The sequence below is a fragment of the Porphyrobacter sp. TH134 genome, assembly GCF_002855495.1.
Lineage (GTDB): Bacteria > Pseudomonadota > Alphaproteobacteria > Sphingomonadales > Sphingomonadaceae > Erythrobacter.
Map to the genome: position 1 here is coordinate 1 of NZ_PKRO01000022.1, position 22,494 is coordinate 22,494.

The window sequence follows — 22,494 nt, forward strand, 5'->3', positions numbered from 1 at the left end:
TCAGCCGCTCAGCGCAAAACCTCTGCATCCAAAGCGTGAATCAGATTTTACGCCAAACGGGAATCCCCTAATCCCCACTTTCGCAACAGGTCTATTGTTGCGCTGCCACATCGCGGTAATCTCGTAGACGGCGCCCGCTGGCATATGCAGGGCAAAATCCTTGCAGCCGGGCAAGGCGTGGAACAGCCGCACGCTCACCCCGGTTTCGGATACATCGCGGATAACACACACGAATTCGCCCTGCGCGGAGACCAGCTTGGCCGCGCGGATCAGCAAGGTAAAGCGCGGCGCGGCGCGCTGGTCGGATTCCGGCGTGCCCGGCGCCGGGTCAAGCCGCGCTGTATTGGTCCCTGTGTCCATCGGTTATTGTCCCAATCCGTCAGCCCCTGGTCCTGGCACTGGCGAGACGCACGAGGGCAAACCCCGCACTTCAAGCCAAGGAGGGTTACGGGAAAGGCGTTAAGGGCGAGATAACCGGGGCGGCTGCGGCCGTCAGGGCGGCTACGCCAAATGACGCAGGTGGTACGGGCGGCGGGACTCGAACCCGCACGAGCAAAGCTCAGGGGATTTTAAGTCCCCGGCGTCTACCATTCCGCCACGCCCGCATCGGTCTGGCCCTTGCCACAGATTGCGGCATGAATGCCAGAGCTTGCCACCCGCAGCATCATCGCCCATCCCGCACACAGCAATTTCACAAGCGGGGCGCGGGACATGGCGGGCGAAGCATCTGACGCGCATTCGGTGGTGGCGACCATCCAGCCGGCGATTACGTTGCTGGGCCTCGGCATTGGCGCCGCGCTGGCGAGCCGCGCGCTGCGGCTGAACCCGATTGTCGGCTATCTCGGGCTCGGGCTGGGTCTGGCCAGCCTTGGCATGGCGCAGGATTTCAGCGGGCCGGTGGTGGCCGCCATGGCCGAAGCGGGCGTCATGTTCCTGCTGTTCAATCTTGGCCTGCATTTCTCGCTGGGCCGCATCCGGGCCGAGGCGGGCAATATCTTCGGCTTCGGCAGCTTGCAGATGCTGGTGGCAGGCGGGGCCTTTGCCGGGCTGCTGGCGCTGCTCGGCCTGCCGGTGATGTTTGCGGTGATTGCGGGCTTTGCGCTGGGGCTCTCGTCCACGGCTGTCGTGATCGGGCTGGTGCGCGAGCGGGGGCAGGAAGATTGCCCGGTGGGCCGCGCGGCGCAATCGATCCTGATCTTTCAGGATATCGCCGCGATCCTGCTGCTGGTGACGGCAGGCGCTTTGGCGAGCGGGGGGGCGTTGGCACCCGCATTGGGTATTGCCGGGGCCAAGGCGCTGGCCGCCTTCGCCATCGCCGTGCTGTTCGCCCGCTATCTGACCGAGCCCCTGTTCGGCCTGATCGCCCGCGCTGGCACGACCGAGGTCTATACCGCCACCGCGCTGTTCATCGCGCTTGCTGCCGGGTGGGCGACGGGGATGGCCGGGTTATCACTGACGCTGGGCGCGTTTCTGGGTGGGATGGCGGTGGCCGATTCGCGTTACCGCATTCTGGTGCAGACCGAGATCGACGCCTTTCGCGGGCTGTTTTTGAGCTTTTTCTTCATCTCGGTCGGCCTCAGCATCGATCCGGCGCTGCTGATGCGGGACTGGGCGCTGGTGGTGGGTGTGGCGCTGGGGATGATCGCGCTGAAATGCGCCTTCAATGTCGCCGCCGCGCTGCTCAACCGCTGGTCTGTGCCCGGCTCGATCCAATTGGGCTTTCTGCTGGGGCAGGGGAGCGAATTTGCGCTGGTGCTGCTGGCGCTGCCTGCGGTGGCAGGGCTGGCCGAGCCGCGGCTGGTCTCTGCGCTGGTGACCGCGATTGCGATCAGTCTGGCGGTCACGCCGCTCATCTCCAACATCGGACGCAAGCTGGCCGGGCGCCTGCGCGCCGGGCCGCCGGATGCCAAGCTGGCGGGCGATGATGCGCCGGTGCTGATTATCGGCATGACCCCGGCGGGCCGGACGCTGGCCGATGCGCTGGACTTCAACGACATCGCTTATCTGGCGCTGGAGGCGGATCACGACCGGTTCCAGCTCGCGTTGGCCGATGGCTACCACGTCCACCGCGCCAATCCCGCCGATCCGCGCAGCTGGGATGCGATCGGCATCCACCGGCGCGAGGTGCTGGTGGTGGCGACCGGCGATACTGCCGTCTCGCGCGAGGTCACACCGCTCGCGCAGCAGCGCCTGCCCGGTGTGGCCCGGATTATTGCTGTGCCGGGGCCGGACGAGCTCGATGACATGACCGCGCTGGGCCTGCTGCCGGTCGACATGAGCCTGAGCGGCGGAAGCGAGCGGCTGATCGAGCTGGTTTTCGCCGCGCTCGGGCAGGAGCGCGCGCTGCCAGTGCCGGGTCTTGCGCGCGCGGCGTAGCATGTTTGCGAAGGCGCCTGCGCGCCTTCGTCCTCGGTGCGTTTTAAGCCCTGCGGGCTTGAGCACCTGCGGGCGGGCAGTCGCCCTTGCGGCCCGTCCGTTGGCGGGCCGATACATTGCTTAGGTTGGTGTGTCGCGCTGGTCACGGCCCCGCAGGGGCCGCGAGCGCACGGCGCGAGCCGCAGGCGCCCCGTAGCAAAGCGGAGGGAACAGCGCCGAGGACGTGCCCGCGGAGGCGGGCACGCAATCCTATTTATTCAAGCGCTCGCGGATTTCCTTGCCGGCCTTGAAATAGGGCACGCGCTTGGACGGCACATCGACCGTTTCGCCGGTGCGCGGGTTGCGCCCGCTGCGCGCTTCGCGTTCGCGCGTCGAGAATGCGCCAAAGCCGCGCAGTTCGACCCGGCCGCCTTCGGCCAGACGTTGAGCGATTTCATCAAAGAAAATATCCACCACCTGCTCGATCTCGTCGGCGCGCAGCTCGGGATTTGCTTTGTGCAGTTCCTGCAACAATTCGGATCTGATCATCGTGATCTCCGGGCGTGCATCAACGGGTTGTCCGCCATGTTACGCCGCAATGCGGGTTGCCCCATGTTACCTGTTATCGCCCTCGACCCGTAAGGCGGCCCCATTAGTCGCACAGCGGGGGCAGATGCAATCCCGCATAATACGAAGATATACAAAGTGTCACATCATGGGAAAGTGCGCAATGTGCATTTATGTCAACGGCCTGAGCGCGTCGGCGTCACCGCAAGGTCCGCAGGATCAAGACCGAGGCGCTGCATCCGGCTGCGGATCTCGGGCCATTCTTCGCGCAAGAATGCCTCGCGCTCGGCCATGCGCAGCCGGGCGGCGGCGCCGCGCACCACATACATGCCAACCCCGCGCTGGACTTCGACGAGGCCGTCGTTCTGGAATTGCTGATAGGCCTTGGCCACCGTCAGCGGATTGGCCCCCTGTTCAGCCGCCAGCGCCCGCACCGATGGCAGCATCGAGCCCTCGGGATAGACCCCGTCGATAATCGCCGCCGCGATCTGGTCGCGCAGCTTGAGATAGACGGGCCGGGTTGAGCTTGGGCGGTTGGGGTTCATGGCATGCCAGACATCGGTAAGAGCGTCCCTCGCGAGGTGCATCAGTGCCATAATACAGCCATGCGGTCAATTTGTTTGCGTGCGCGCCGCCGGGTTCCCATCCTCGGTGCTGTTCCCTTCGCCACGCTACGGGGCACCTGCGGCTCGCGCACGTGCGCTCGCGGCCCGTCCTGTGGCGGGTCGATGATTTGCACTGCCATGATCCTGCTGCACGCATTCCATTACGTCCTGACGCAACAAAAGCTTCACATGGGCGCGGCAGGCGCTAGGGTGCGCGGGCATGGGATCGCGTCCGAGGGGGCGCGCAGAAGGGATATCTGCTTACATGGCCACCGCCGATCTTCCGCACGGGGACAGCGCCGGGACTTTCCTCGGCCACCCCAAGGGCTTGTTCGTCCTGTTTTTCGCCGAAATGTGGGAGCGGTTCTCCTATTACGGCATGCGGGCGCTGCTGATTTTCTACCTGACCAAGCATTGGCTGTTTTCCGATAGCCAGGCTGGCGTGATCTACGGAGCCTATACCGCGCTGGTGTACATCACCCCGGTGCTGGGCGGCTATCTGGCGGACCGTTATCTGGGGCAGCGCAAGGCTGTGACCTATGGCGCAGTGCTGCTGACCTTCGGGCACTTGCTGATGGGCTTTGAAGGCAATGGTGGGCAGGACGCCGCCAGCCTGAGCATCTTTTGGCTGGCACTGGCCTTTATCATCGTCGGCTCGGGCTTCCTCAAGGCGAACATCTCGGTGATCGTCGGGCAGCTTTACCCCCGCACCGATGTGCGGCGCGATGGGGCCTATACGATCTTCTACATGGGCATCAATCTTGGCGCGTTCCTCGGCTCGCTGCTGTGCGGTTATCTCGGCGAAACCTATGGCTGGGCTTACGGCTTCGGCGCGGCGGGCGTGGGGATGTTGCTGGGCCTGATCGTCTTCATCGGCTTCAAGCCGCTGCTGCTGGGCCGGGGTGAGCCGCCTTCAGCGCTGGCCAAGGGTACCGAATGGGGCCTTTATGCCATCGGCATCGCTGCTGTCGGCGCGTGCTGGTGGATGGTGCAGAACCAGGCTGTCGTCGGTTATCTGCTGGGCGGCTTTGGCCTGCTACTGGTGGCCTATGTCATCTTCACCGCCGTGGTTAAGCTCGAACCGCATGACCGCGACCGGATCTTTGCAGCCATGTTCCTGATCCTCGGATCGATTTTGTTCTGGGCACTGTTTGAACAGGCGGGTTCGTCGCTCAATCTCTACACCGACCGTTATGTCGACCGGGGCGGAGTGCCCGCTTCGGTGTTCCAGTCGATCAACGCGGCTTACATCGTGCTGCTCGCCCCGCTGTTTGCAACGCTGTGGACGTGGCTGGGCCGCAAGGGGCTGGAGCCTTCGGCGCCGGCCAAGTTCGGCCTCGCGCTGATGCAGCTGGGCGGGGGCTTCCTCGTGCTGGTGGCAGGGGCGGCGACAGGGGACATGACCCCGGTACTGTTCATTTTCCTGATTTACCTCCTGCACACCACCGGCGAGCTGTGCCTCAGCCCCGTGGGTCTTAGCGCAATGAACCGTCTGGCCCCGGCGCACATGGCATCGCTGATCATGGGAACGTGGTTCTTCGCCTCGGCCACCGGCAACTTCGCTGCCGGACTGATCGCGGCGGCAACGGGTTCGGAGAAGGCCTCGGGCGAGGGTGCGGGCAAGCAGGTTGTGCTCGACGTTTACAGTCAGATTGGCTGGATCGCGATTGCTGTGGGCGTCGGCGTGCTGGTGATCAGCCCGCTGATCAGGAAGCTGATGCACCTCGACACGCTCAGGGACGATTCGATACAGGCGCAGATCGAGGACGTCTTCGGCGACGCCCCGGCAAGCGCCCGCCCGGCCGAGTAAGCCTCGCCAGACACCTAATTCGTCCAACGGCATGGACAGACCTTGCGTTTCCCGTCACACATCGTGACCGGGAAACGCAAAGGGGTTTGGATGATTATCGACATCAAGCGGCGCGCGCGCATGGGTGCGCTGGCCACGATTGCGAGCGCATTGGCGCTGAGCGCCTGCGCCACGACCGGCAGCAGCGGAGACACCGCCAGCGCCTCGGCCAAGTCGGATGACAAGGCCTTCGCCGCCACGCCGGCGGGCGAGCCGGTCTTTGCCTCGACCTACAAGCCCTTCCCCAATATCGCCACCGCGCTGACCGGCGCGACGGTCTATGATGGCAAGGGCGGGAAGATCGAGAACGGCACGGTCTTCTTCAGCGGCGGGAAAATCGTCGCGGTGGGCGGACCCGACACCCCGATCCCGGCCGACATCGCGGTGTTCGACGGCACCGGCAAGTTCGTCACCCCCGGGATCATCGACATTCACTCGCACCTTGGTGATTACCCCTCGCCCGGCGTGCAGGCGCATTCCGACGGCAACGAAGCGACCGCGCCGACCACGCCGGAGGTCTGGGCCGAACATTCGGTCTGGCCGCAAGACCCCGGCTTCAGCCGCGCGCTGGCCAATGGCGGGGTGACCGCGCTCCAGATCCTGCCGGGCTCTGCCAACCTGATGGGCGGGCGCTCGGTGACGCTCAAGAACGTGCCTGCCCGCACGGTGCAGGGGATGAAGTTCCCGGGCGCACCCTATTCGATGAAGATGGCCTGCGGGGAGAACCCCAAGCGGGTCTATGGCTCCAAGGGGCGGATGCCTTCGACCCGGATGGGCAACCTCGCCGTCAACCGCGAAACCTGGCTCGGCGCGATCGATTACGCCAATGATCCGAAGGCTAAGCGCGATCTCGGCAAGGAGACGCTGGTGGGCGTGTTGAAGGGCGAAATCCTGATCCAGAACCACTGCTACCGCGCGGATGAAATGGCGCTGGTGCTCGATATGGCCAAGGAGATGGGCTACAAGGTCGCCGCCTTCCACCACGCGGTCGAAGCCTACAAGATCGGCGATCTGCTGCGCGAGAATGACGTGTGCAGCGCGATCTGGGCCGATTGGTACGGCTTCAAGATGGAAAGCTACGACGGCATTCTGGAAAACGCCGCCTTCCTGCAACGCGAAGGCGCGTGTGTGGTGATCCACTCGGATGACCAGAACGATATCCAGCGCCTGAACCAGGAAGCCGCCAAGGCGCAGGCTGCCGGGCTGCGACTGGGGATGGATATTCCCGATGCGACGGTGATCCAGTGGCTCACCTTCAACGCCGCCAAGGCGATGGGGATCGACAAGATGACCGGCAGCCTTGAGGTCGGCAAGATGGCCGATGTGGTGCTGTGGAACGGCGATCCGCTGAGCGTTTACTCGCGCCCCGAAAAGGTCTGGATCGACGGCGCGCTGATGTTCGATGCGATGAACCCCAAGATAAGGCCCGTCAGCGATTTCGAGCTTGGCCAGCCCGGTGAAGGAGATGTGAAATGAAGCGCCTCCTTGCACTTGCGGTGAGCGCGCTCGCCCTTTCGGCCCCTGCCTTGGCGCAGGATGTCACCATCACCAATGCGAAGGTCGTGATCGGCGACGGGAGCGCGCCCATTGAAGGCGGCACCGTGGTCGTGCGCGGCGGCAGCGTGGTCTATGCCGGGCCAGCCAGCGGCGCGCCTGCGGGCGGCACGGCGGTGGATGCGGGCGGCGCGTGGGTCACGCCGGGGCTGTTCGCCACCGTGACAACGCTCGGCCTCGCCGATGTGTCAGCGGTTGACGAGAGCAACGACATCACCGCGCGCGAAACCCCGTTCAGCGCCGCGCTGGATGCTTCGACCTCCATCAACCCGACCTCGCAGCACATCCTTGTCCACAAGGCCGCCGGGATCACGCGGGCAGCGACCGCGATGATGCCCGCAGGCTCGATCTTTGCCGGACAAGGCGCGATCATCGATCTGGATGGCGATGCGACCCCCGTGATGCAGGCGCGTGCGTTCCAGATGATCAATCTGGGCGAGGCCGGGGCTGACCGCGCGGGCGGCAGCCGCCCTGCGGCCCACGCGCTGCTGCGCGCGGCCTTGCGCGAAGCGCAGGCGCTGTCAGGCAAGACCGGCATCCCCGAAACGACCGAAATCGGCAAGGCGGATGAAGTCCTGCTCAGCCGCTTCGATGCCGAGGCGCTGGTGCCGGTGGTGACGGGCAAGCAGAAGCTCTATGTCGCGGTGGACCGCATGGCCGATATCCGCGCCGTGCTTGCACTCAAGACGGAATACCCCCGGCTCGATCTGGTGCTGGTCGGCGCGACCGAAGGCTGGCTGGTGGCGCGTGACATCGCGGCAGCCGGCGTTCCGGTGATCGCCAACGGGCTCAACGATCTGCCCGAAACCTTCGAGCAACTGGGGGCAACCCAGTCCAACGCCGGGCGGATGGCCGCCGCAGGGGTCAAGGTGGCGATCAATGCCGACACCCTGCAAAACCCGCGCCGCTTGCAGCAGGTGGCGGGCAATCTGGTGGCGCTGACGCGGATGCCGGGGGCGAGCGGGATGGACTGGGGCAAGGCCTTCGCCGCGATCAGCTCTGTCCCTGCCGACATCAGCGGCATGGGCGGCAAGGCGGGCGTGCTGAAAGCGGGCGCGCTGGGCGATGTGGTGCTGTGGACCGGCGATCCGCTGGAGGTCGGCTCTGTGCCGACGCGGGTGTTCATCGGCGGGGTCGAACAGGATCTCACCAACCACCAGACCCGGCTGCGCGACCGCTATATCGACCTTGATGAAAGCGACCGGCCCAAGGCTTACGACTGGTAATGCGGATGCTGACAAAGACAGGCGCCATGCTGGCCGCGTCGCTCCTGCTCGCCGTGCAACCGGCACAGGCGCAGGACGCACCGGCCGATCCCAACGCGCAAAACCCCGCGTGGCATATGCAGCAACAGGCCTATCTGCTGGGCCTGACGGCTGAGGACGGCTGGCATTTCGAACCGGGCGGGGTGCGCTGGCGCTGGCTGCAATACCGCGCGGCGCAGGCCAAGCCCACCGTCGCGGACGTGGTGACGGTGCATTACGAGGGCAAGCTGCTCGACGGGACCGTGTTCGACAGTTCGTACGCGCGCGGGGAGCCGGCCACCTTCCCGCTCGCCCGGCTGGTCAAGGGCTGGCAGATCGCCATCCCGCGGATGGGCGTGGGCGAGATCATCGAGATCGCGATTCCCGCCGACCTTGCCTACGGCCCGGTCGGGCGCGGGCCGATCCCCGGCAATGCGACACTGGTGTTCAAGGTGGAACTGATCGGGATCGGCGGCTAGGCTTCCAACCTCGGTTCGGGGGATGGGGTAATGAACAACGCTTTGTGGCTTTTGGTCGCGGCGAATATCGCCTTTGTCGGCACGCATTTTGCCATGTCGCACGCCCTGCGGGCACCGATGGTGGGAGCACTGGGCGAAAAGGGCTTCAGCCTTGCCTATACCGCGGTCAGCTTTGCGACGCTGGCGTGGGTCTATTTCGCCTTCATCGCCGCGCCGCCTGCCGACTTGCCCGGATCGGGCGCGGCGGGCTGGACCGCGGCGACGATCATCACGTGGCTCGCCATGATCCTGCTGGCGGGATCGTTCATCGGCAATCCCGCGCTGCCCACACCCATGGCCGAAGCACAGGCGCGCGCCGAGCCGGGCGGGGTCTTCAAGGTCACGCGCCACCCGATGATGTGGGCCATCGGGCTATGGGCGGCCTCGCACATCATCCTGTTCTGGAGCACCCGCACGCTGATCACAGCGCTGGCGATGGGTGTGCTGGCGCTGGTCGGCGCGAAGATGCAGGACGCCAAGAAGCAAACGCTCATGGGCGCGGCGTGGGCCGAGTGGGAGCGCAAGACCAGCTATTGGCCCCGGCTGGGCCGGCTCCTCAGCGTTGGCGCGGTGCCGCTGCTTGCGGGCACGGCGCTGTGGCTGGCGGGCAGCTGGGCCCACCTGTGGCGCGCGGGCATTCCGGCAGGGGTGTGGCGGTGGATCGGGTGATTACTCGCCCGTAAACACCGCCGCGCGCTTCTCGATCAGCGCGGCGACCCCTTCGGCATGGTCGGCGGTGGTGTGCATCATCGCCTGTGTGTTGGCAGCGAGTTCCAGCGCGGTGTCATAGCTGGTCTGCTGGCCCTGCCGCAGCAGGTTCTTGGTGTGGCGCAGCGAATGGGGCGGGAGCAGCGCAATCTTCGCCGCCAGCGCGCGGGCTTCATCCATCAGCGCGTTTGCCGGAACCACGCGGCTGACAAGGCCCCAGTCCTTGGCCGTGGCCGCATCGATCACATCGCCGGTGTAGAACAGCTCCGCCGCCCGGCTCATCCCGATCACGCGCGGCAGGATCCAGGTGCCGCCATCGCCGGGGATGATCCCCAATTTGAGGAAGGTGACGCCGAACTTCGCCGCCTCGCTGGCGATGCGGATATCGGCGAGGCAGGCGACATCGCAGCCCAAGCCTATGGCGGGGCCGTTAACCGCCGCGATCACCGGCACCCGCAACCCGTACAGCGCACGCAGCATCTGGTGGATATTGTCGCGGTAGCCATCGGAAATCGCAGGTGTGGTGCCGCCGAAGGTGCCGGTCTTGTCGCGCATCGCCTTTACGTTGCCGCCCGCGCTGAAAGCCCGGCCCGCGCCGGTCAGGATCACCACGCGGCATTCCATGTCGCGGTTCACAGCGTTGGCGACGCTGACAAACTCGTCCCCGTCGCCCGGCGCGCCCAAGGGGTTCATGGTCTCGGCCCGGTTGAGCGTGAGGGTGGTGACAGGGCCGTCTTTGGCGATCTGGATCAGGGACATCAGGAACCTTGCAGGAATGTGGCGAATAATTCACCTTGCGTATAGGCGGGGGGTGCCAAGGGCAAGGCTCGCGCCCCGTGGCCTGTGCTATTGATAGGGCCGATGCGGAGAATGTGATTGCCCAGTTTGAGCCTGCTTGCCACGTCGCCTTCGCTGCTGAGCGCCGCTCTGGCGGTGGCCACGCCGACGCCTGTGGCCGAGCAGCCCGATATCGCGCCCGTGGCATGGACTCTGTCCGCCGCGCAGGAAGCCCCCGCCGCCCCGCCCGAAGAAACCCCCGCGCCGCCGCCCGAAGATGACGCAGCGCCGGTGAACGAAATTCTGGTCGAGGGCACCTATGGTCCGCCCAAAAGCGATCCGCTGGAAGACCTGAACGAAGAAAGCTTCCGCGTCACGCAGGCGCTCGACGGGGTGTTCCTCGAACCGGTCGCTTACGCCTATCGCGATGGCCTGCCCGAACCGATCCGCGATGGCCTCGGCAATGTCGTGCGCAATCTGGGCGAGCCGAGCAACGCGCTGAATTACCTGCTGCAAGGCAAGGTCGGCAAGGCGTTCAAGACGCTGGGACGGCTGGCGATCAATTCGACGCTGGGGATTGGCGGATTGTTCGACGTGGCGGGCAAATCGAACATCAACCTGCCCTACAAGCGCAACGGGTTTGCCAACACGATGGGCTATTACGGGATCGGGCCGGGGCCATACATGTATCTGCCCGTGACCGGCGCGACCACCGTGCGCGACCTGATTGGCAACACGCTCGATCAGGCGCTGCTGCCGTTTGCCGTGGGCGCGCCGTTCAACCGACAGGATTATTCGGCGGCCTATTTCGTGGTCAATTCGCTGGAGCTGCGACTGGAGTTCGATGCGGAAATCGCTGAAATCCGGGAGACAGACGATCCCTATCTGGTGCGGCGCGAGACCTACCTTGCCCAGCGCCGCCGCGAAATCGCCGCGCTGAAAGGCAAGGTGATCCCGCGGGATGAGGACCGCTTCATCCTGCGCAGCCAGGACCCGGTTGAGCCGCCGACACCGCAATCAAACGCTCCGGTCGAAGCGCCCGAAAACCCCGAAGCCCTGCTGATCACCCGTCCGCGTTAAAGGCGGGGCGCAGCGGCAAAGCTGTTACGCCCGCACTTCCTCGCCCGTTTCCACGCCCGTGCTGTTGTGCTTCAGTGCTTTCAGCACTGTATCCACGATCTGCGGGGCGTTGAGGCCAGCCTCGTCATATTGCTTCATCGGATCGTCGTGATCGATGAAGGTATCGGGCAGGCGCAGGGTGCGCACTTTCAAGCCGTTGTCCGTAAGGCCTTCGTCGCTGGCGAAGGTCAGCACGTGCGCGCCCAGCCCGCCGATGGAGCCTTCCTCGACCGTGACAATCACCTCGTGGGTGCGCATCAGCTTGGCGATCAGGTCTTCGTCCAGCGGCTTGGCAAACCGCAGGTCGGCGACGGTGGTGGAGAGGCCCTTGGCCTCTAGCGTGTCGGCTGCCTTCAATGCTTCGGCGAGGCGGGAGCCCAGCGAGAGGATCGCAACCTTGCTGCCTTCCCGCACCAACCGGCCCTTGCCGATTTCCAGCTTCACCGGAACTTCGGGCATGGGCACGCCGGTGCCGTTGCCGCGCGGGTAGCGGAAGGCGATCGGGCCGTCGTCATATTCGGCCGCCGTGTAGGTCATGTGGACTAGCTCGGCCTCGTCGGCGGCGGCCATCACCACCATGTTGGGCAGGGTAGCGAGATAGGTGATGTCAAAGCTGCCAGCGTGCGTGGCCCCGTCGGCGCCCACCAGCCCCGCGCGGTCGATGGCGAAGCGCACGGGCAGGTTCTGGATGCACACATCGTGCACCACTTGGTCATAAGCGCGCTGGAGGAAGGTCGAGTAAATCGCCGCAAAGGGCCGCATCCCTTCCGCCGCCAGGCCCGCCGCGAAGGTCACTGCGTGCTGTTCGGCAATGCCAACGTCAAACGTGCGGGTGGGGTGCGCCTTTGCGAACTTGTCGACGCCCGTGCCCGACGGCATGGCGGCGGTGATTGCGCAGATGCGGTCATCCGTTTCGGCGAGCTTCGCCAGCGTCAGACCGAACACGTCCTGATAGGCGGGCGCGGACGGCGCGCTCTTGGCCTTTTCGCCGGTGACGACGTTGAACTTGGGCACGCCGTGATACTTGTCGGCGGAGTTTTCAGCCGGGGCATAGCCCTTGCCTTTTTCCGTCACGACATGGATCAGCACCGGGCCTTCGGAGGTATCGCGGACGTTCTCCAGCACCGGCAGCAGGTGATCGAGATTGTGCCCATCGATCGGGCCGACGTAGTAAAAGCCCAGTTCCTCGAACAGCGTCCCGCCGGTCACCATGCCGCGGGTGAATTCTTCCGCCTTGCCGATGGTGTCGTGCAGGCGGCGGCTCATCTTCTTGACCGCGCGGCTCGCAAGGCTGCGGATGCCGAGGTATTCGCTCGAAGACACCATGCGTGCAAGATAGGCCGAAAGCCCGCCCACCGGCGGCGCAATCGACATGTCGTTATCGTTGAGGATCACGATCAGCCGGTTGCCCGCCTGGGCTGCGTTGTTCATCGCCTCGTAGGCCATGCCCGCGCTCATCGAGCCATCGCCGATCACCGCGATGCCGCGGCCTTCCTTGCCTTGCAGCTTGTTGGCAATGGCAAAGCCCAGTGCCGCGCTGATCGAGGTCGAGGAATGCGCCGCGCCGAAAGGATCATATTCGCTCTCGGACCGCTTGGTGAAGCCCGACAGGCCTCCGCCCTGCCGCAAGGTGCGGATCCGGTCACGCCGGCCGGTGATGATCTTGTGGGGATAGCACTGGTGCCCCACGTCCCACACCAGCTTGTCATCCGGCGTGTTGAACACATAATGCAGCGCCACGGTCAGCTCGACCACGCCCAGCCCGGACCCCAGATGCCCGCCTGATGTGCTGACCGCATCGATCATCTCGGTGCGCAGTTCATCGGCGAGTTGGCGGAGCTGTTCAGGCTTGAGGCGGCGCAGATCGTCGGGCGTATTCACCTGATCGAGCAAGGGCGTGTAAGGCGATTGAGTCATAGCGCCAGCCTTACACACGGAAATCAGGCCTGTCGATTGAAGGCTTGAGCCAGATCAATGTTGCCGGGCCAACCGTGCCGAACCGCGCGGCTTGCCAGAACGCCTCAGGCGCAGGATTTGCACAGCCCGCGGATTTCCAGCACCGGACGCTCCGCCTTGAAGTGGCGGGCAACGGCGATAGCGCGCACGGCGCGGCTCACGTCTTCATCATCGACATGCGCGGCCTCGCCGCATTCATCGCACACCAGGAAGATGCAATCATGCGCGCAGCCGGGATGCGTGTTGGCAAGGTAGGCATTGGCGCTTTCCACCCGCATCGCCAGATTATTGGCCACGAACACATCAAGGATGCGGTAGACCGAATTGGGGGCGACCCGCTTGCCGCGTGCGGCGGACAGGTTGTCGGCAATGTCATAGGCAGAAACGGGGCGATCATGCCGGGCCAATTCGGCGAACACGGATTCGCGCATGGCGGTCCACTGCTCGCCCGCCGCGCTCAGCGCGCGCGCTGCTTCTGCCACAAGGCCGGGGCCGGAATGTTCATGATGGCTGTGCGCGTGCTGTCCCATAGCGCGTGATATAGGCGCGCCGGGTCGAATCGCAAAGCGTGCTTGTGCGGGGATCTAGCCCGCGTCGCGCAGGAAGCTGGCCCGGTAGAGCGAGGGGAACATCGTCTTGAGCGCCGCCACCTTGGGCGCATCCCAGCGGGTGATGTACCCGTGGCGCGGGTTGTTCGCCATGAAGTCCTGATGATAGGCCTCGGCCGGGTAGAAGGCCTTGTACGGTTCGATCGCGGTGACAATCGGCTTGTCCCACAGGCCTGATTTGCCGAGCTGCGCGATATAGGCCTTGGCGACGGCGGCCTGTTCGGCATTGGTGGGCACGATCGCGCTGCGGTAATGCGCGCCGACATCCGGGCCTTGCCGGTTCTTCAGGGTCGGATCGGCGACCACCGCAAAAAAGATGCGCAGCAGCTGGTCGTATCGCACCACAGCCGGATCATAGGTGATCTTCACGCTTTCGGCATGATTGGTCACGCCGGAGACCACGATGTCATATTTGGCACCCGCAGCATTGCCGCCGTGAAAGCCGGATACCGCTGCCGTCACGCCCTTCACATGGCTGAACACGCCTTCGACGCCCCAGAAACAGCCGCCTGCAAAGACTGCGGTCTTGAGGCCCTTTGCTTCCTTGGCGATACGGGTGGCAGCCGGCGCAGCAACGGGCTCTTCTGCGGCCGTGGCTGGCCCGGCGCAGGCGCTCAGGCTCAGCGTGGCGGCGGCAAGCACAAGAGCGATGGTGCGCATGGGATCAGCCTTGGTCAGGCGCAATCACGAATTCATCTGAAGGTGCAGGTGCCTGAGGCACTTCAGCCGCCTGTGCGGGCGAGGCGACCGCCGCGCTCCAGCTGTCCGCCTGCGCGCCCACCACCAGCACCGCCCCAAGGACGAAGCCAATGCCGAAGTTGCGGTAAAGGTCAGAAGCAAAAAGTCGCATGGGATGCTCGCAGTGAATGGGCGTGATTCGCAGTGGTTTCTGCCGGTCAGATGCCCGCCACCGAATTGCGGCGGGATGAACATGGCAGTCAGGCCGGATTAGATCATGGCCCATAAGTGGTTACGGAACGCCTGAAGAATAGTTGCGCGCACACGGGGCAGGCCGAAGCGTGCGGCGGTTGCGGCGGGGGGAGGCGTGCGCAGGCCTTTTCTTCAAGCGGGCGGCAAGCCTCGGCGCACAGCGCCGCAAGGCCGACCGGCCGCCCGCAGGTGCTGGGTCCCGCAGGGATCGAAGCGCACCGAGGACGCTCGCCCGGAGGGGCGAGCGCAAACTATCAGTGCCGGAAGTGCCGCATCCCGGTGAACACCATGGCAAGGCCGGCTGCGTCAGCCGCGGCGATCACCTCGTCATCGCGGATTGATCCGCCCGGCTGGATCACGGCGGTCGCCCCTGCTTCTGCGGCGGAGATCAGCCCGTCAGCGAAGGGGAAGAACGCGTCCGAGGCGACCGCGCTGCCCACCGTGCGGGGGGCGGCCCAGCCGTGGGTTTCGGCGGCTTCCTGCGCCTTGATCGCAGCGATGCGCGCGGAATCGCGGCGGTTCATCTGGCCAGCGCCGATACCCGCGGTGGCCCCGTCCTTGGCATAGACGATGGCGTTGGATTTGACGTGGCGGGCCACGGTCCAGGCGAACAAGCAGTCCTTCAACTCCTGTGTCGTGGGCGCGCGCTTGGTGACGACCTTGAGATCATCCGGCCCGATCGCCCCATTGTCGCGCGACTGGATCAGCACGCCGCCGGCAATGGTCTTGAGCGCCAGCCCGGGGCGGCGGGGGTTGGGCAGGGCGCCGCATTCGAGCAGGCGCAGGTTCTTCTTCCTGGCGAAGATTTCGCGCGCTTCGGCCGAGACGCTGGGGGCGATCACCACCTCGGTGAAGATCGCGCTGATGGCCTCAGCAGTGGCGGCATCGAGTTCGGTATTGACCGCGACGATCCCGCCAAAGGCCGAGACGCTGTCACACGCCAGCGCCGCTTCCCACGCCGCCAGCAACGAGCCGCCCTGCGCGACGCCGCAAGGGTTCGCGTGCTTGACGATCACCACGGCAGGTTCTTGCCCGGCAAATTCCGCCGCCAGCTCCAGCGCGGCGTCGGCGTCGTTGAGATTGTTGTAGCTCAGTTCCTTGCCCTGAAGCTGGCTCGCTTGCGGAACGCCCGCGGTGCCCGAGACCTGCGGCACATAAATCGCCGCCTGTTGGTGCGGGTTTTCGCCATAGCGCAGCGTATCGGCGCGTTTGAGGGCGATGGGGAGGGTGTCGGGGAACGGCGCAAGCTCGCCCTCGGGATCGCCAAAGGCGAACCAGCTGGCAATCGCCGAATCATAGGCCGCGGTGCGGGCATAGGCTTTGCCTGCCATCCGCGTGCGGAACCCTTGCGTGGTCGCGCCGCCGTTCGCGTCCATTTCCTCCACCAGCGTGGCATAATCGGCGGGATCGGTGAGGATCGTCACGAACCCGTGGTTCTTCGCGGCCGAGCGCACCATCGAAGGCCCGCCGATGTCGATATTCTCGATCACCTCCGCGCGGTCCGCACCCTTGGCCACGGTCGCTTCGAAGGGGTAGAGGTTGACCACCACCAGATCGATCCCGCCGATCCCGTGGGCCTGCATCGCGGCGACATGTTCGGGGTTGTCGCGCAGGGCGAGCAATCCGCCGTGCACCGTGGGATGGAGCGTCTTCACCCGCCCATCCATCATCTCGGGAAAGCCGGTGAGGTCGGACACGTCCTTGACGGCGAGGCCTGCATCGCGCAGCGCCTTGGCGGTGCCGCCGGTGCTGACCAACTCGACGCCGCGCGCTGCAAGGGCCGCGCCGAGTTCCGCCAAACCGCTCTTGTCGGACACTGACAGCAGCGCCCGCTTGATCACACCCTTGCTCATCGCAAAAAATCTACCCTGTTTTCCTGAACAGCCAGGAGAATTGCCCCCCGCTGCGCAATGCCAGCCCTTCGATCACCAGCTGTTCGGTTGCATGGGGCCGGCCGTCACCGTCGACCCACAGGCTATCCTCGGCAGTCAGAGTGATTGCGTCGGCGCCGCCCCTATCGCCGCCGAGCCGGAATTGCCAGAGCCGACCGTCGGGCAGCAGCAGGCTGGCCCCGCGCTTGTCGGGCGAAAGCTGCACCTCGACCCCGCGCCCCAGATGGAACCGCAGCGCGAAGGCGATCTTGCCGCGCTTGCCGTTCTTGCTCGCCGGGATCAGAATATCTTCGCCCGCCAGTTCGGTGCCATCACCCGTCAGCGTTACGATGCGCTGGTGGGTGAGGCCAAAGCGGCTGGCATAGCCATCATGCGCCGCTTCGATCCGGGTCGCCTCGCGCCCGCCCCGGCTGGGCACCATCCGGCGGTCGAATTCGACGGTTTCGACCCCCTTGCCCAGCTGCCCGTTCAGCAGCACGGCGGTGGAATTGGCATTGTCGAGCACCAGCGTCGAAAAGGCGGCGGTCGCGCGCAGCCCTTGCCCGATGCGCGCAGGCACCTGTCCGCCAGCGAGCGCGGCGCCGCCGCAATTGACCACGATCCGCTGCGGCCCGTCCGACAGTTCAAACGCCAGCGTCGACGCGCAGCCGGTGCGCGCGTGGCGGGTGCGCGGCGGCGGGGCGGTGTCGAACTGCAGCAGGGTCTCGCCCGCCTTGATCCGTTGATAGCCCCAGCTTTCGGTGACGCTGAGCGGGCGGGTGCGCACGCCGGACGCTTCGATCACAGCGTTCACCCGGTCGGCAGACACAGCGCCCTGTCCTTGCCAGCTGCCCAAGGCGCCGTCCCCGTGACGCAAGGCCAGCAGCGGCGGCACCAGCAGTTCGCGCATGACCGCCAGCGCCGGGGGCGGGGTGACCTGCGCTGCGTCATAGCAGGCCAGAATATCGGTCAGCAGGCGGATCGCATCCAGCTGCGCGCCGGGGCAGCGCGACAGCACGCCGCCATCCGCGCCCACCATATCGCCCAGCGCCTTGACGAGGCCCGCTTCGCCGAACAATCGCCGGGGCTTGCCGAGCGGCAGCAGCAGCCCCGCCGCCACGATCCCCGCCCAGGCGGCGACCGCGGCAAACCCGGCAGCCTCGCGCGGGGCGCGCTTGTCGAGCCAGCCCGCCGTGTCACCGATGGCGGCCAGCAGCCGCGATTTTAGCGCCTTGTCCTGCCCGCCCAGCATCAGCGGGGCATGGACCAGCCATGCCACCAGCCTGAGGCCCGCCAGTTCCACCTCCCACGCCGGCCCCTTGCCGGGCGTGCTGTGCGCATGGAGCCACCGGGTCGCGATCCGTTCCGCCACACCGGCCCCATCGGCCCGCGCTGCACTGGCGGCGAGATCGGCCAGCCAGCCAAAGCTGTGGACCACCCGCTCCACGCCGGGCGCATGGCGCGCCGCCGGAGAGAAATCGAAGCTGCCGATAGCGAGGCGAACACCGTGGATCAGGAAATGTCCGGCGCGCAGGGCCGTGCCGGCGGCGCGATCGCCGCGGTTGGGGCTGTCCACCGTCGCGAGCACCCGCAAGGGCTGCGGACGGCGGAAGGGGGCCGCCAGCGCATGGCCCGGCACGCCCAGCCGATAGGCCAGCCGGATCAGCGTGTCGCCCGGCCCCGCCTGCACCGCGATCACATCGGACAGCGCGAGCGCGCGGGACGGCTCGGCCAGGCGTGGCTGCACTGGCTGCGGCGCAGCCGCTGCGTCGCTATCCGCCCCCGCCAGCATCAGCATCGGCGCATCCGCCACCCGCTCCACCAGCGCATCGGCACGTTCGCCGGCCGCGGTGCGCAGCAGCGTTGCCATTACCTCGCGCCTTTCAGCGCCGCGATATTGGCAGCATAGTGATCGGGCCCGCCCTTGAAGGTGGCAGAGCCTGCCACCAGCACATCGGCCCCCGCCTCGACACACAGCCGCGCGGTTTCGGCATTGACCCCGCCGTCGACCTCAAGGTGGATCGCCCGGCCCGAGCGCGTAATCATCGACCGGATGCGGGCAATCTTGTCGAGCTGGGAGGGAATGAAGCTTTGTCCGCCAAAACCGGGGTTGACGCTCATCACCAGCACCAGATCCGCCAGGTCCATCAGGTTGTCGAGCACTTCGACCGGCGTGCCGGGGTTGATGACCACGCCGGCCTTCTTGCCCAGCGCCTTGATTGCCTGAAGGGTACGGTGGATATGCGGCCCGGCTTCGGGGTGGACCGTGATGATGTCGGCGCCGGCATCGGCGAAGGCCTGAAGATAGGGATCGACCGGGGCGATCATCAGGTGGACGTCGAACGGCTTGGCCGAGTGCGGGCGCAGCGCCTTGATGACATCCGGCCCGATGGTGATGTTCGGCACAAAATGCCCGTCCATCACATCGATATGGATCCAGTCGGCCCCGGCGGCGTCAACGGCGCGCACGTCTTCGCCCAGCCGGGCAAAATCGGCGGACAGGATCGACGGGGAAATCAAAGGTGCGGGCATGGCGGCGGCAATGGCCTTTATGATGACGCTTTACCAGCCATACGGGAGGCGCGAATCGGGCGACAAGGCGCGCGGGGCGGTTTTTCCACCATGTTGCGCCTTTGGCCGCGGGATTAAGCCGCAATTCAGGCGCGGTCCGCCATAGGGCACGGCCTGCCAACGCCGCAACCAGCGCCAACAGCTTGCGCGCAGGCCGCTCTCCCCTTAACCAAGGAAGCCCATGAACGCTTTTCTGCCTGTAACCCTGCCTGATACCCGGCGCGTTCCTGCGCTTGGGCTGCGTATGGCAGCGGGGCTGGCGCTGGCCGGTCTGGTGGCGACGCCTTCGGGCGCGCAAGGCCCTGCCTATGCGCGCACCGGCCCTAATGATCTGAACATGTGCGCGCCCGGCCAGGGCCCGGCGGTGCGGGTGACGATCAGCGGGCTGAAATCGGGGCAAGGCAATGTGTTCGTGCGGGCCTATGTGGCCGACAGCCGTGACTGGCTGGTGAGCAAGCGCTACATCATGCGGGTCGATGTCAAGCCGCAAGCCGGCGCTGTGACCGCGTGCGTTCCACTGCCTGCGGCGGGTGATTATGCGATCGCGGTCCACCATGATGTCAACGGCAACCGCAAGTCCGATCTGTCGGACGGGGCCGGCATGTCGAACAACCCGAAGATCAAGAAGATCCTCGGCCTCATCCCGCGTGCGCCATCGGTCGACAAGGTTCGCTTTTCGGCCGGCAGCGGCGTGACCCGGGTGCCGATTACCATTCAGTACATGTAAGGTGTAAGGACGCGCGCTAACCGCCGCTGCGCTGGCTGCGGCGGTGCGCGCGCAGTTCCCACAGCACTTGCGGCGCGGCGAGCAGCGGGTAGCGTTCGCGGAACGCTGTCAGCTTGACCGGCATCCCGGTGTGCCGTTCGATCTTCCAGGCGGCATAGCGTGCTGCGCCTTCAAAAGTGGTGCTGGCCTTGACCAGCCGCAGCAGGTTCAACGGCTTGCCCATCCGGCGGCGGCGGTTCCACCAGCCCAAAATGCGCCCGCGCTCACCCGGCATCAGGCGCGGGGTCAGGATCGCGCCATGCTGGCCGGCCGGAATCCCCGCCGCCTCCAGCGCCTGCGGAAGCAGCCCGGCGAAATGATCGGCGTTGACGCTGAGGATATCATTCTCGCGCCCGCCTTTTTCGACCCGGAATTCCGCACTGTACGTCGCGCGGAACAGCGCGCGCCAGTAATCTTCGGCCGTGCCGCTGACCGGCCCCAGCGCCGCAGCCAGCCGCGCGGCGGTGGCGGACGCGGCGGCAATCGCAGCGACAACCTCGGCGCGGGCTGCGTCATCTTCGGCCCAGATCAGGGCGCTCGGCTGGACGAAGCGCGCCCAGATCGTGGTATCGGTCAACGCTCCGCCAGCGGCGCGGGCGAAGGTGACAAGGCGCATCGTGGCGACCTTGGCGCGCAGGGTCACCCCGTCATGATCGCGTTCGTGATAGCTGACGCGCGGCCAGATCGCGCTTTCCTGCGTGCCGGGGAGCAGGAGGTAGAAATCGAGCACGCCGTCGAGCGATCCGGTGCGCAGGTTCGATCCATAGAACAACACGGCGCGCGCGCCTGCTGCATCAGCCAGTGCGCGGGCGAAGGTGGCAACCGCAGGGTCGACGGGCGCCGCAAGGCGCGCGGCGATGCGTTCGGCCAGCGCCGAGACATCGCCGGTCATGGTGCGACGAAGGCGAGTTCCGGCCCCTGCTCGATGCGGTAATCGCCGGCGGGGAAAGCCTCACCATCCAGAATGAACTGGTCACCGATCGACAGGCTGAACTGTGTGGCGGTCAGCTGATGGATGCCGCGTTCGCGCAGCCCGTTCCTGATCTTGCCCATCAGCACCAGTGGCACCAGTGCGGTGGTGCGGCGCGAAATCTGATCGACAGCGACCAGCTTCAACCCGCCTTTCAACGCGCCAAACGGCTTGATCCCCGCAGGCAGGCGTTCCAGCGTCGAGGCGAAGAGCAGCTGGCGCATGGCCGGATCGCCGTGGCCGCTATGGGCCATCGGGGCATCGGCGCTGCCGAGACCGATCTGCATCGGCGCGCCCTTGCGCCAGGCATTGCTGCGGGTGGCGAACATTGATTGCAGCAGCGCCCAGGTGCCGGTGACGGCAACCACCATGCTGTCAAACGCGCCCAGCTTGTGCGCGCTCTGCCCGGCCTGGGTCGCCTTGGTGAAGGCCCCGGCGCCCATGATGAACCCGGCAACGCGCGAATCCGGCGCGTCCTTTCGGGACACCGCCATCGGGCGGCGGTAGACCCGGCTGCCGTGATCCAGCGCCTCGATCGCGTCCTGCAAGGTCCAGTCGTCGGGCACGCCAAGATCAACGGTCAGCGCATTGGTCTTGCCTTTGGGGAGCACCGCAACGGCGGGCCAATCATCCCCGAAGATCGCCTGCCCGCAGGTCAGCACATCGCGCACCGTGCCATCGCCGCCGTTGATAACCAGCAGGTCGATGCCCTTGGCAGCGAATTCGGCCAGGGCGACGGGCAGCTGTCCGCGCTCACGCGGCTGGGCGATGTGGACATGCGGACACACGCCGCAATCGAAATCGGCCCCCAGATTGCGGTGGCTGCGCGGATTGTAGATCACCCCGACCGTGGGCGCCTGCCCGGCATCGCGAACCCGCCGGACGCGCGTTTTGGCGCCAAGATCGGTCCGCGGGATTTTCGCAAATTCGTAGATAGGGGTCGCCATTATCGTCCTATACGTGTCGGAAATGTAACTTTCCACTGCAATAATGTCCCGGAACTGTAACCGGAAAGGCCGGGCAGATCGGGTTGCTGCGGGAAAAAACAAGCCCATGCCGGGCGCGCGGCAGCGCTATTCGCCGCCTTCCAATGTACGGATGGTGAACTGGCTCACCAGCCGCTGCACACCGGGCAGAGCCGAGAGGATTTCGCGGTGAATGCGCTCGTAGCTGTCATCATCGCGCACCAGCACCTTGATGAGATAGTCCGATGGCCCGCTCATCAGATAGGCTTCGGCGATCTGGGGCGTGCTTGCCATGGCCTGTTCAAAGGTCAGCATGGTCGCCTGGCGCTGATCGGTCAGCGTCACCTGCACAAACACGGTCGAGGGATTCCCGCGCGCCGCCTTGGACAAGCGCGCGCGGTAACCGAGGATCGCGCCGCTTTCCTCCAGCGCCTTGACCCGCCGGTGCGCGGCCGAGGGGGAGAGGCCGACCCGCTCGCCCAACTGCTCGCCGGTCAGACGCGAGTCTGCGGCCAGCAGTTCAAGAATTGTTCGGTCAATGCGGTCCATATGCCAAATCCC

The 22,494-nt window shown here is 66.0% G+C and carries 22 protein-coding genes and 1 tRNA gene; 8 read left to right on the top strand and 15 right to left on the bottom strand.

Going from position 1 to position 22,494, the window contains the following annotated elements; genetic code table 11:
- Both C0V72_RS16780 and C0V72_RS10385 read right to left on the bottom strand, forming a co-directional pair.
- Positions 1-360, bottom strand: a complete 360-nt coding sequence (locus C0V72_RS16780) for a PilZ domain-containing protein (protein WP_324761533.1) — start codon at positions 358-360, stop codon at positions 1-3.
- Positions 361-520: 160 nt separating this feature from the next.
- Positions 521-605, bottom strand: a tRNA-Leu gene (locus tag C0V72_RS10385).
- Positions 606-639: 34 nt separating this feature from the next.
- Between C0V72_RS10385 and C0V72_RS10390 the strand changes: the two genes are divergently transcribed.
- On the top strand, positions 640-2,376 hold the full coding sequence (locus C0V72_RS10390) for a cation:proton antiporter domain-containing protein (protein ID WP_233999895.1): 1,737 nt from the start codon (positions 640-642) through the stop codon (positions 2,374-2,376).
- 249 nt (positions 2,377-2,625) lie between these two features.
- Here the strand turns inward: C0V72_RS10390 and C0V72_RS10395 are convergent, their stop codons facing one another.
- Positions 2,626-2,904: an integration host factor subunit beta gene (locus C0V72_RS10395; protein WP_101794069.1), complete on the bottom strand. Its 279-nt coding sequence runs from the start codon at positions 2,902-2,904 to the stop codon at positions 2,626-2,628.
- A 194-nt stretch (positions 2,905-3,098) separates the two neighbouring features.
- Complete coding sequence (locus tag C0V72_RS10400) at positions 3,099-3,467, bottom strand: GntR family transcriptional regulator (protein ID WP_101794070.1); 369 nt, start codon at positions 3,465-3,467, stop codon at positions 3,099-3,101.
- A gap of 325 nt (positions 3,468-3,792) precedes the next feature.
- On the opposite strand from C0V72_RS10400, the gene C0V72_RS10405 reads away from it, so the two are divergent.
- The 5 genes from C0V72_RS10405 (at position 3,793) to C0V72_RS10425 (ending at position 9,361) form a co-directional block, all read left to right on the top strand.
- Positions 3,793-5,337: a peptide MFS transporter gene (locus tag C0V72_RS10405; protein WP_101794071.1), complete on the top strand. Its 1,545-nt coding sequence runs from the start codon at positions 3,793-3,795 to the stop codon at positions 5,335-5,337.
- 120 nt (positions 5,338-5,457) lie between these two features.
- Positions 5,458-6,852, top strand: a complete 1,395-nt coding sequence (locus tag C0V72_RS10410; protein ID WP_101794105.1) for an amidohydrolase — start codon at positions 5,458-5,460, stop codon at positions 6,850-6,852.
- The gene (locus tag C0V72_RS10415; RefSeq protein ID WP_101794072.1) at positions 6,849-8,156 is read left to right on the top strand and encodes an amidohydrolase family protein; all 1,308 of its coding nucleotides are present in this window, start codon (positions 6,849-6,851) and stop codon (positions 8,154-8,156) included. The genes C0V72_RS10410 and C0V72_RS10415 overlap by 4 nt, the downstream gene beginning before the upstream one ends.
- Complete coding sequence (locus C0V72_RS10420; RefSeq protein ID WP_233999896.1) at positions 8,156-8,653, top strand: FKBP-type peptidyl-prolyl cis-trans isomerase; 498 nt, start codon at positions 8,156-8,158, stop codon at positions 8,651-8,653. The genes C0V72_RS10415 and C0V72_RS10420 overlap by 1 nt, the downstream gene beginning before the upstream one ends.
- A 30-nt stretch (positions 8,654-8,683) precedes the next feature.
- Positions 8,684-9,361 (top strand): NnrU family protein, encoded by a 678-nt coding sequence (locus C0V72_RS10425; protein WP_101794073.1) that lies wholly within the window; start codon positions 8,684-8,686, stop codon positions 9,359-9,361.
- Here the strand turns inward: C0V72_RS10425 and C0V72_RS10430 are convergent, their stop codons facing one another.
- A complete protein-coding gene (locus C0V72_RS10430) occupies positions 9,362-10,159 on the bottom strand; it encodes a crotonase/enoyl-CoA hydratase family protein (RefSeq protein WP_101794074.1) in 798 nt (265 codons plus the stop codon). It abuts the gene before it with no gap.
- A 126-nt stretch (positions 10,160-10,285) separates the two neighbouring features.
- Here C0V72_RS10430 and C0V72_RS10435 point away from each other — a divergent pair, with 126 nt between their 5' ends.
- The gene (locus C0V72_RS10435) at positions 10,286-11,257 is read left to right on the top strand and encodes an MlaA family lipoprotein (protein WP_172438993.1); all 972 of its coding nucleotides are present in this window, start codon (positions 10,286-10,288) and stop codon (positions 11,255-11,257) included.
- A gap of 24 nt (positions 11,258-11,281) precedes the next feature.
- On the opposite strand, the gene dxs is transcribed toward C0V72_RS10435, so the two are convergent.
- The 7 genes from dxs to rpe all read right to left on the bottom strand — a co-directional run bounded on the left by dxs (position 11,282) and on the right by rpe (position 19,193).
- On the bottom strand, positions 11,282-13,213 hold the full coding sequence (gene dxs / locus C0V72_RS10440) for a 1-deoxy-D-xylulose-5-phosphate synthase (RefSeq protein WP_101794076.1): 1,932 nt from the start codon (positions 13,211-13,213) through the stop codon (positions 11,282-11,284).
- Between the two features lie 104 nt (positions 13,214-13,317).
- The gene (locus tag C0V72_RS10445) at positions 13,318-13,782 is read right to left on the bottom strand and encodes a Fur family transcriptional regulator (RefSeq protein WP_101794077.1); all 465 of its coding nucleotides are present in this window, start codon (positions 13,780-13,782) and stop codon (positions 13,318-13,320) included.
- A 54-nt stretch (positions 13,783-13,836) separates the two neighbouring features.
- Positions 13,837-14,520: a peptide-methionine (S)-S-oxide reductase MsrA gene (msrA, locus tag C0V72_RS10450; RefSeq protein WP_101794107.1), complete on the bottom strand. Its 684-nt coding sequence runs from the start codon at positions 14,518-14,520 to the stop codon at positions 13,837-13,839.
- A gap of 4 nt (positions 14,521-14,524) precedes the next feature.
- Positions 14,525-14,710 (bottom strand): hypothetical protein, encoded by a 186-nt coding sequence (locus C0V72_RS10455; protein WP_101794078.1) that lies wholly within the window; start codon positions 14,708-14,710, stop codon positions 14,525-14,527.
- 334 nt (positions 14,711-15,044) lie between these two features.
- Positions 15,045-16,643 carry a bifunctional phosphoribosylaminoimidazolecarboxamide formyltransferase/IMP cyclohydrolase gene (purH, locus tag C0V72_RS10460; protein WP_101794079.1) on the bottom strand — a complete coding sequence of 533 codons (1,599 nt, stop codon included), beginning with the start codon at positions 16,641-16,643 and terminating at the stop codon, positions 15,045-15,047.
- A 10-nt stretch (positions 16,644-16,653) separates the two neighbouring features.
- Positions 16,654-18,531, bottom strand: coding sequence for a heparinase II/III family protein (locus C0V72_RS10465; protein ID WP_101794080.1), 1,878 nt, complete (start codon positions 18,529-18,531; stop codon positions 16,654-16,656).
- Positions 18,531-19,193 (bottom strand): ribulose-phosphate 3-epimerase, encoded by a 663-nt coding sequence (gene rpe / locus C0V72_RS10470; RefSeq protein ID WP_101794081.1) that lies wholly within the window; start codon positions 19,191-19,193, stop codon positions 18,531-18,533. The genes C0V72_RS10465 and rpe overlap by 1 nt, the downstream gene beginning before the upstream one ends.
- A gap of 220 nt (positions 19,194-19,413) precedes the next feature.
- Here rpe and C0V72_RS10475 point away from each other — a divergent pair, with 220 nt between their 5' ends.
- Positions 19,414-19,959, top strand: coding sequence for a DUF2141 domain-containing protein (locus C0V72_RS10475; RefSeq protein ID WP_233999897.1), 546 nt, complete (start codon positions 19,414-19,416; stop codon positions 19,957-19,959).
- 16 nt (positions 19,960-19,975) lie between these two features.
- Here the strand turns inward: C0V72_RS10475 and C0V72_RS10480 are convergent, their stop codons facing one another.
- The 3 genes from C0V72_RS10480 to C0V72_RS10490 form a co-directional block, all read right to left on the bottom strand.
- Positions 19,976-20,890: a hypothetical protein gene (locus C0V72_RS10480; protein ID WP_101794082.1), complete on the bottom strand. Its 915-nt coding sequence runs from the start codon at positions 20,888-20,890 to the stop codon at positions 19,976-19,978.
- Entirely contained in the window at positions 20,887-21,915 is a 1,029-nt protein-coding gene (locus tag C0V72_RS10485) for a diacylglycerol/lipid kinase family protein (RefSeq protein ID WP_101794083.1), read from the bottom strand. The genes C0V72_RS10480 and C0V72_RS10485 overlap by 4 nt, the downstream gene beginning before the upstream one ends.
- A 126-nt stretch (positions 21,916-22,041) precedes the next feature.
- Positions 22,042-22,482 carry an Lrp/AsnC family transcriptional regulator gene (locus C0V72_RS10490; protein ID WP_101794084.1) on the bottom strand — a complete coding sequence of 147 codons (441 nt, stop codon included), beginning with the start codon at positions 22,480-22,482 and terminating at the stop codon, positions 22,042-22,044.
- Positions 22,483-22,494 lie beyond the last annotated feature (12 nt).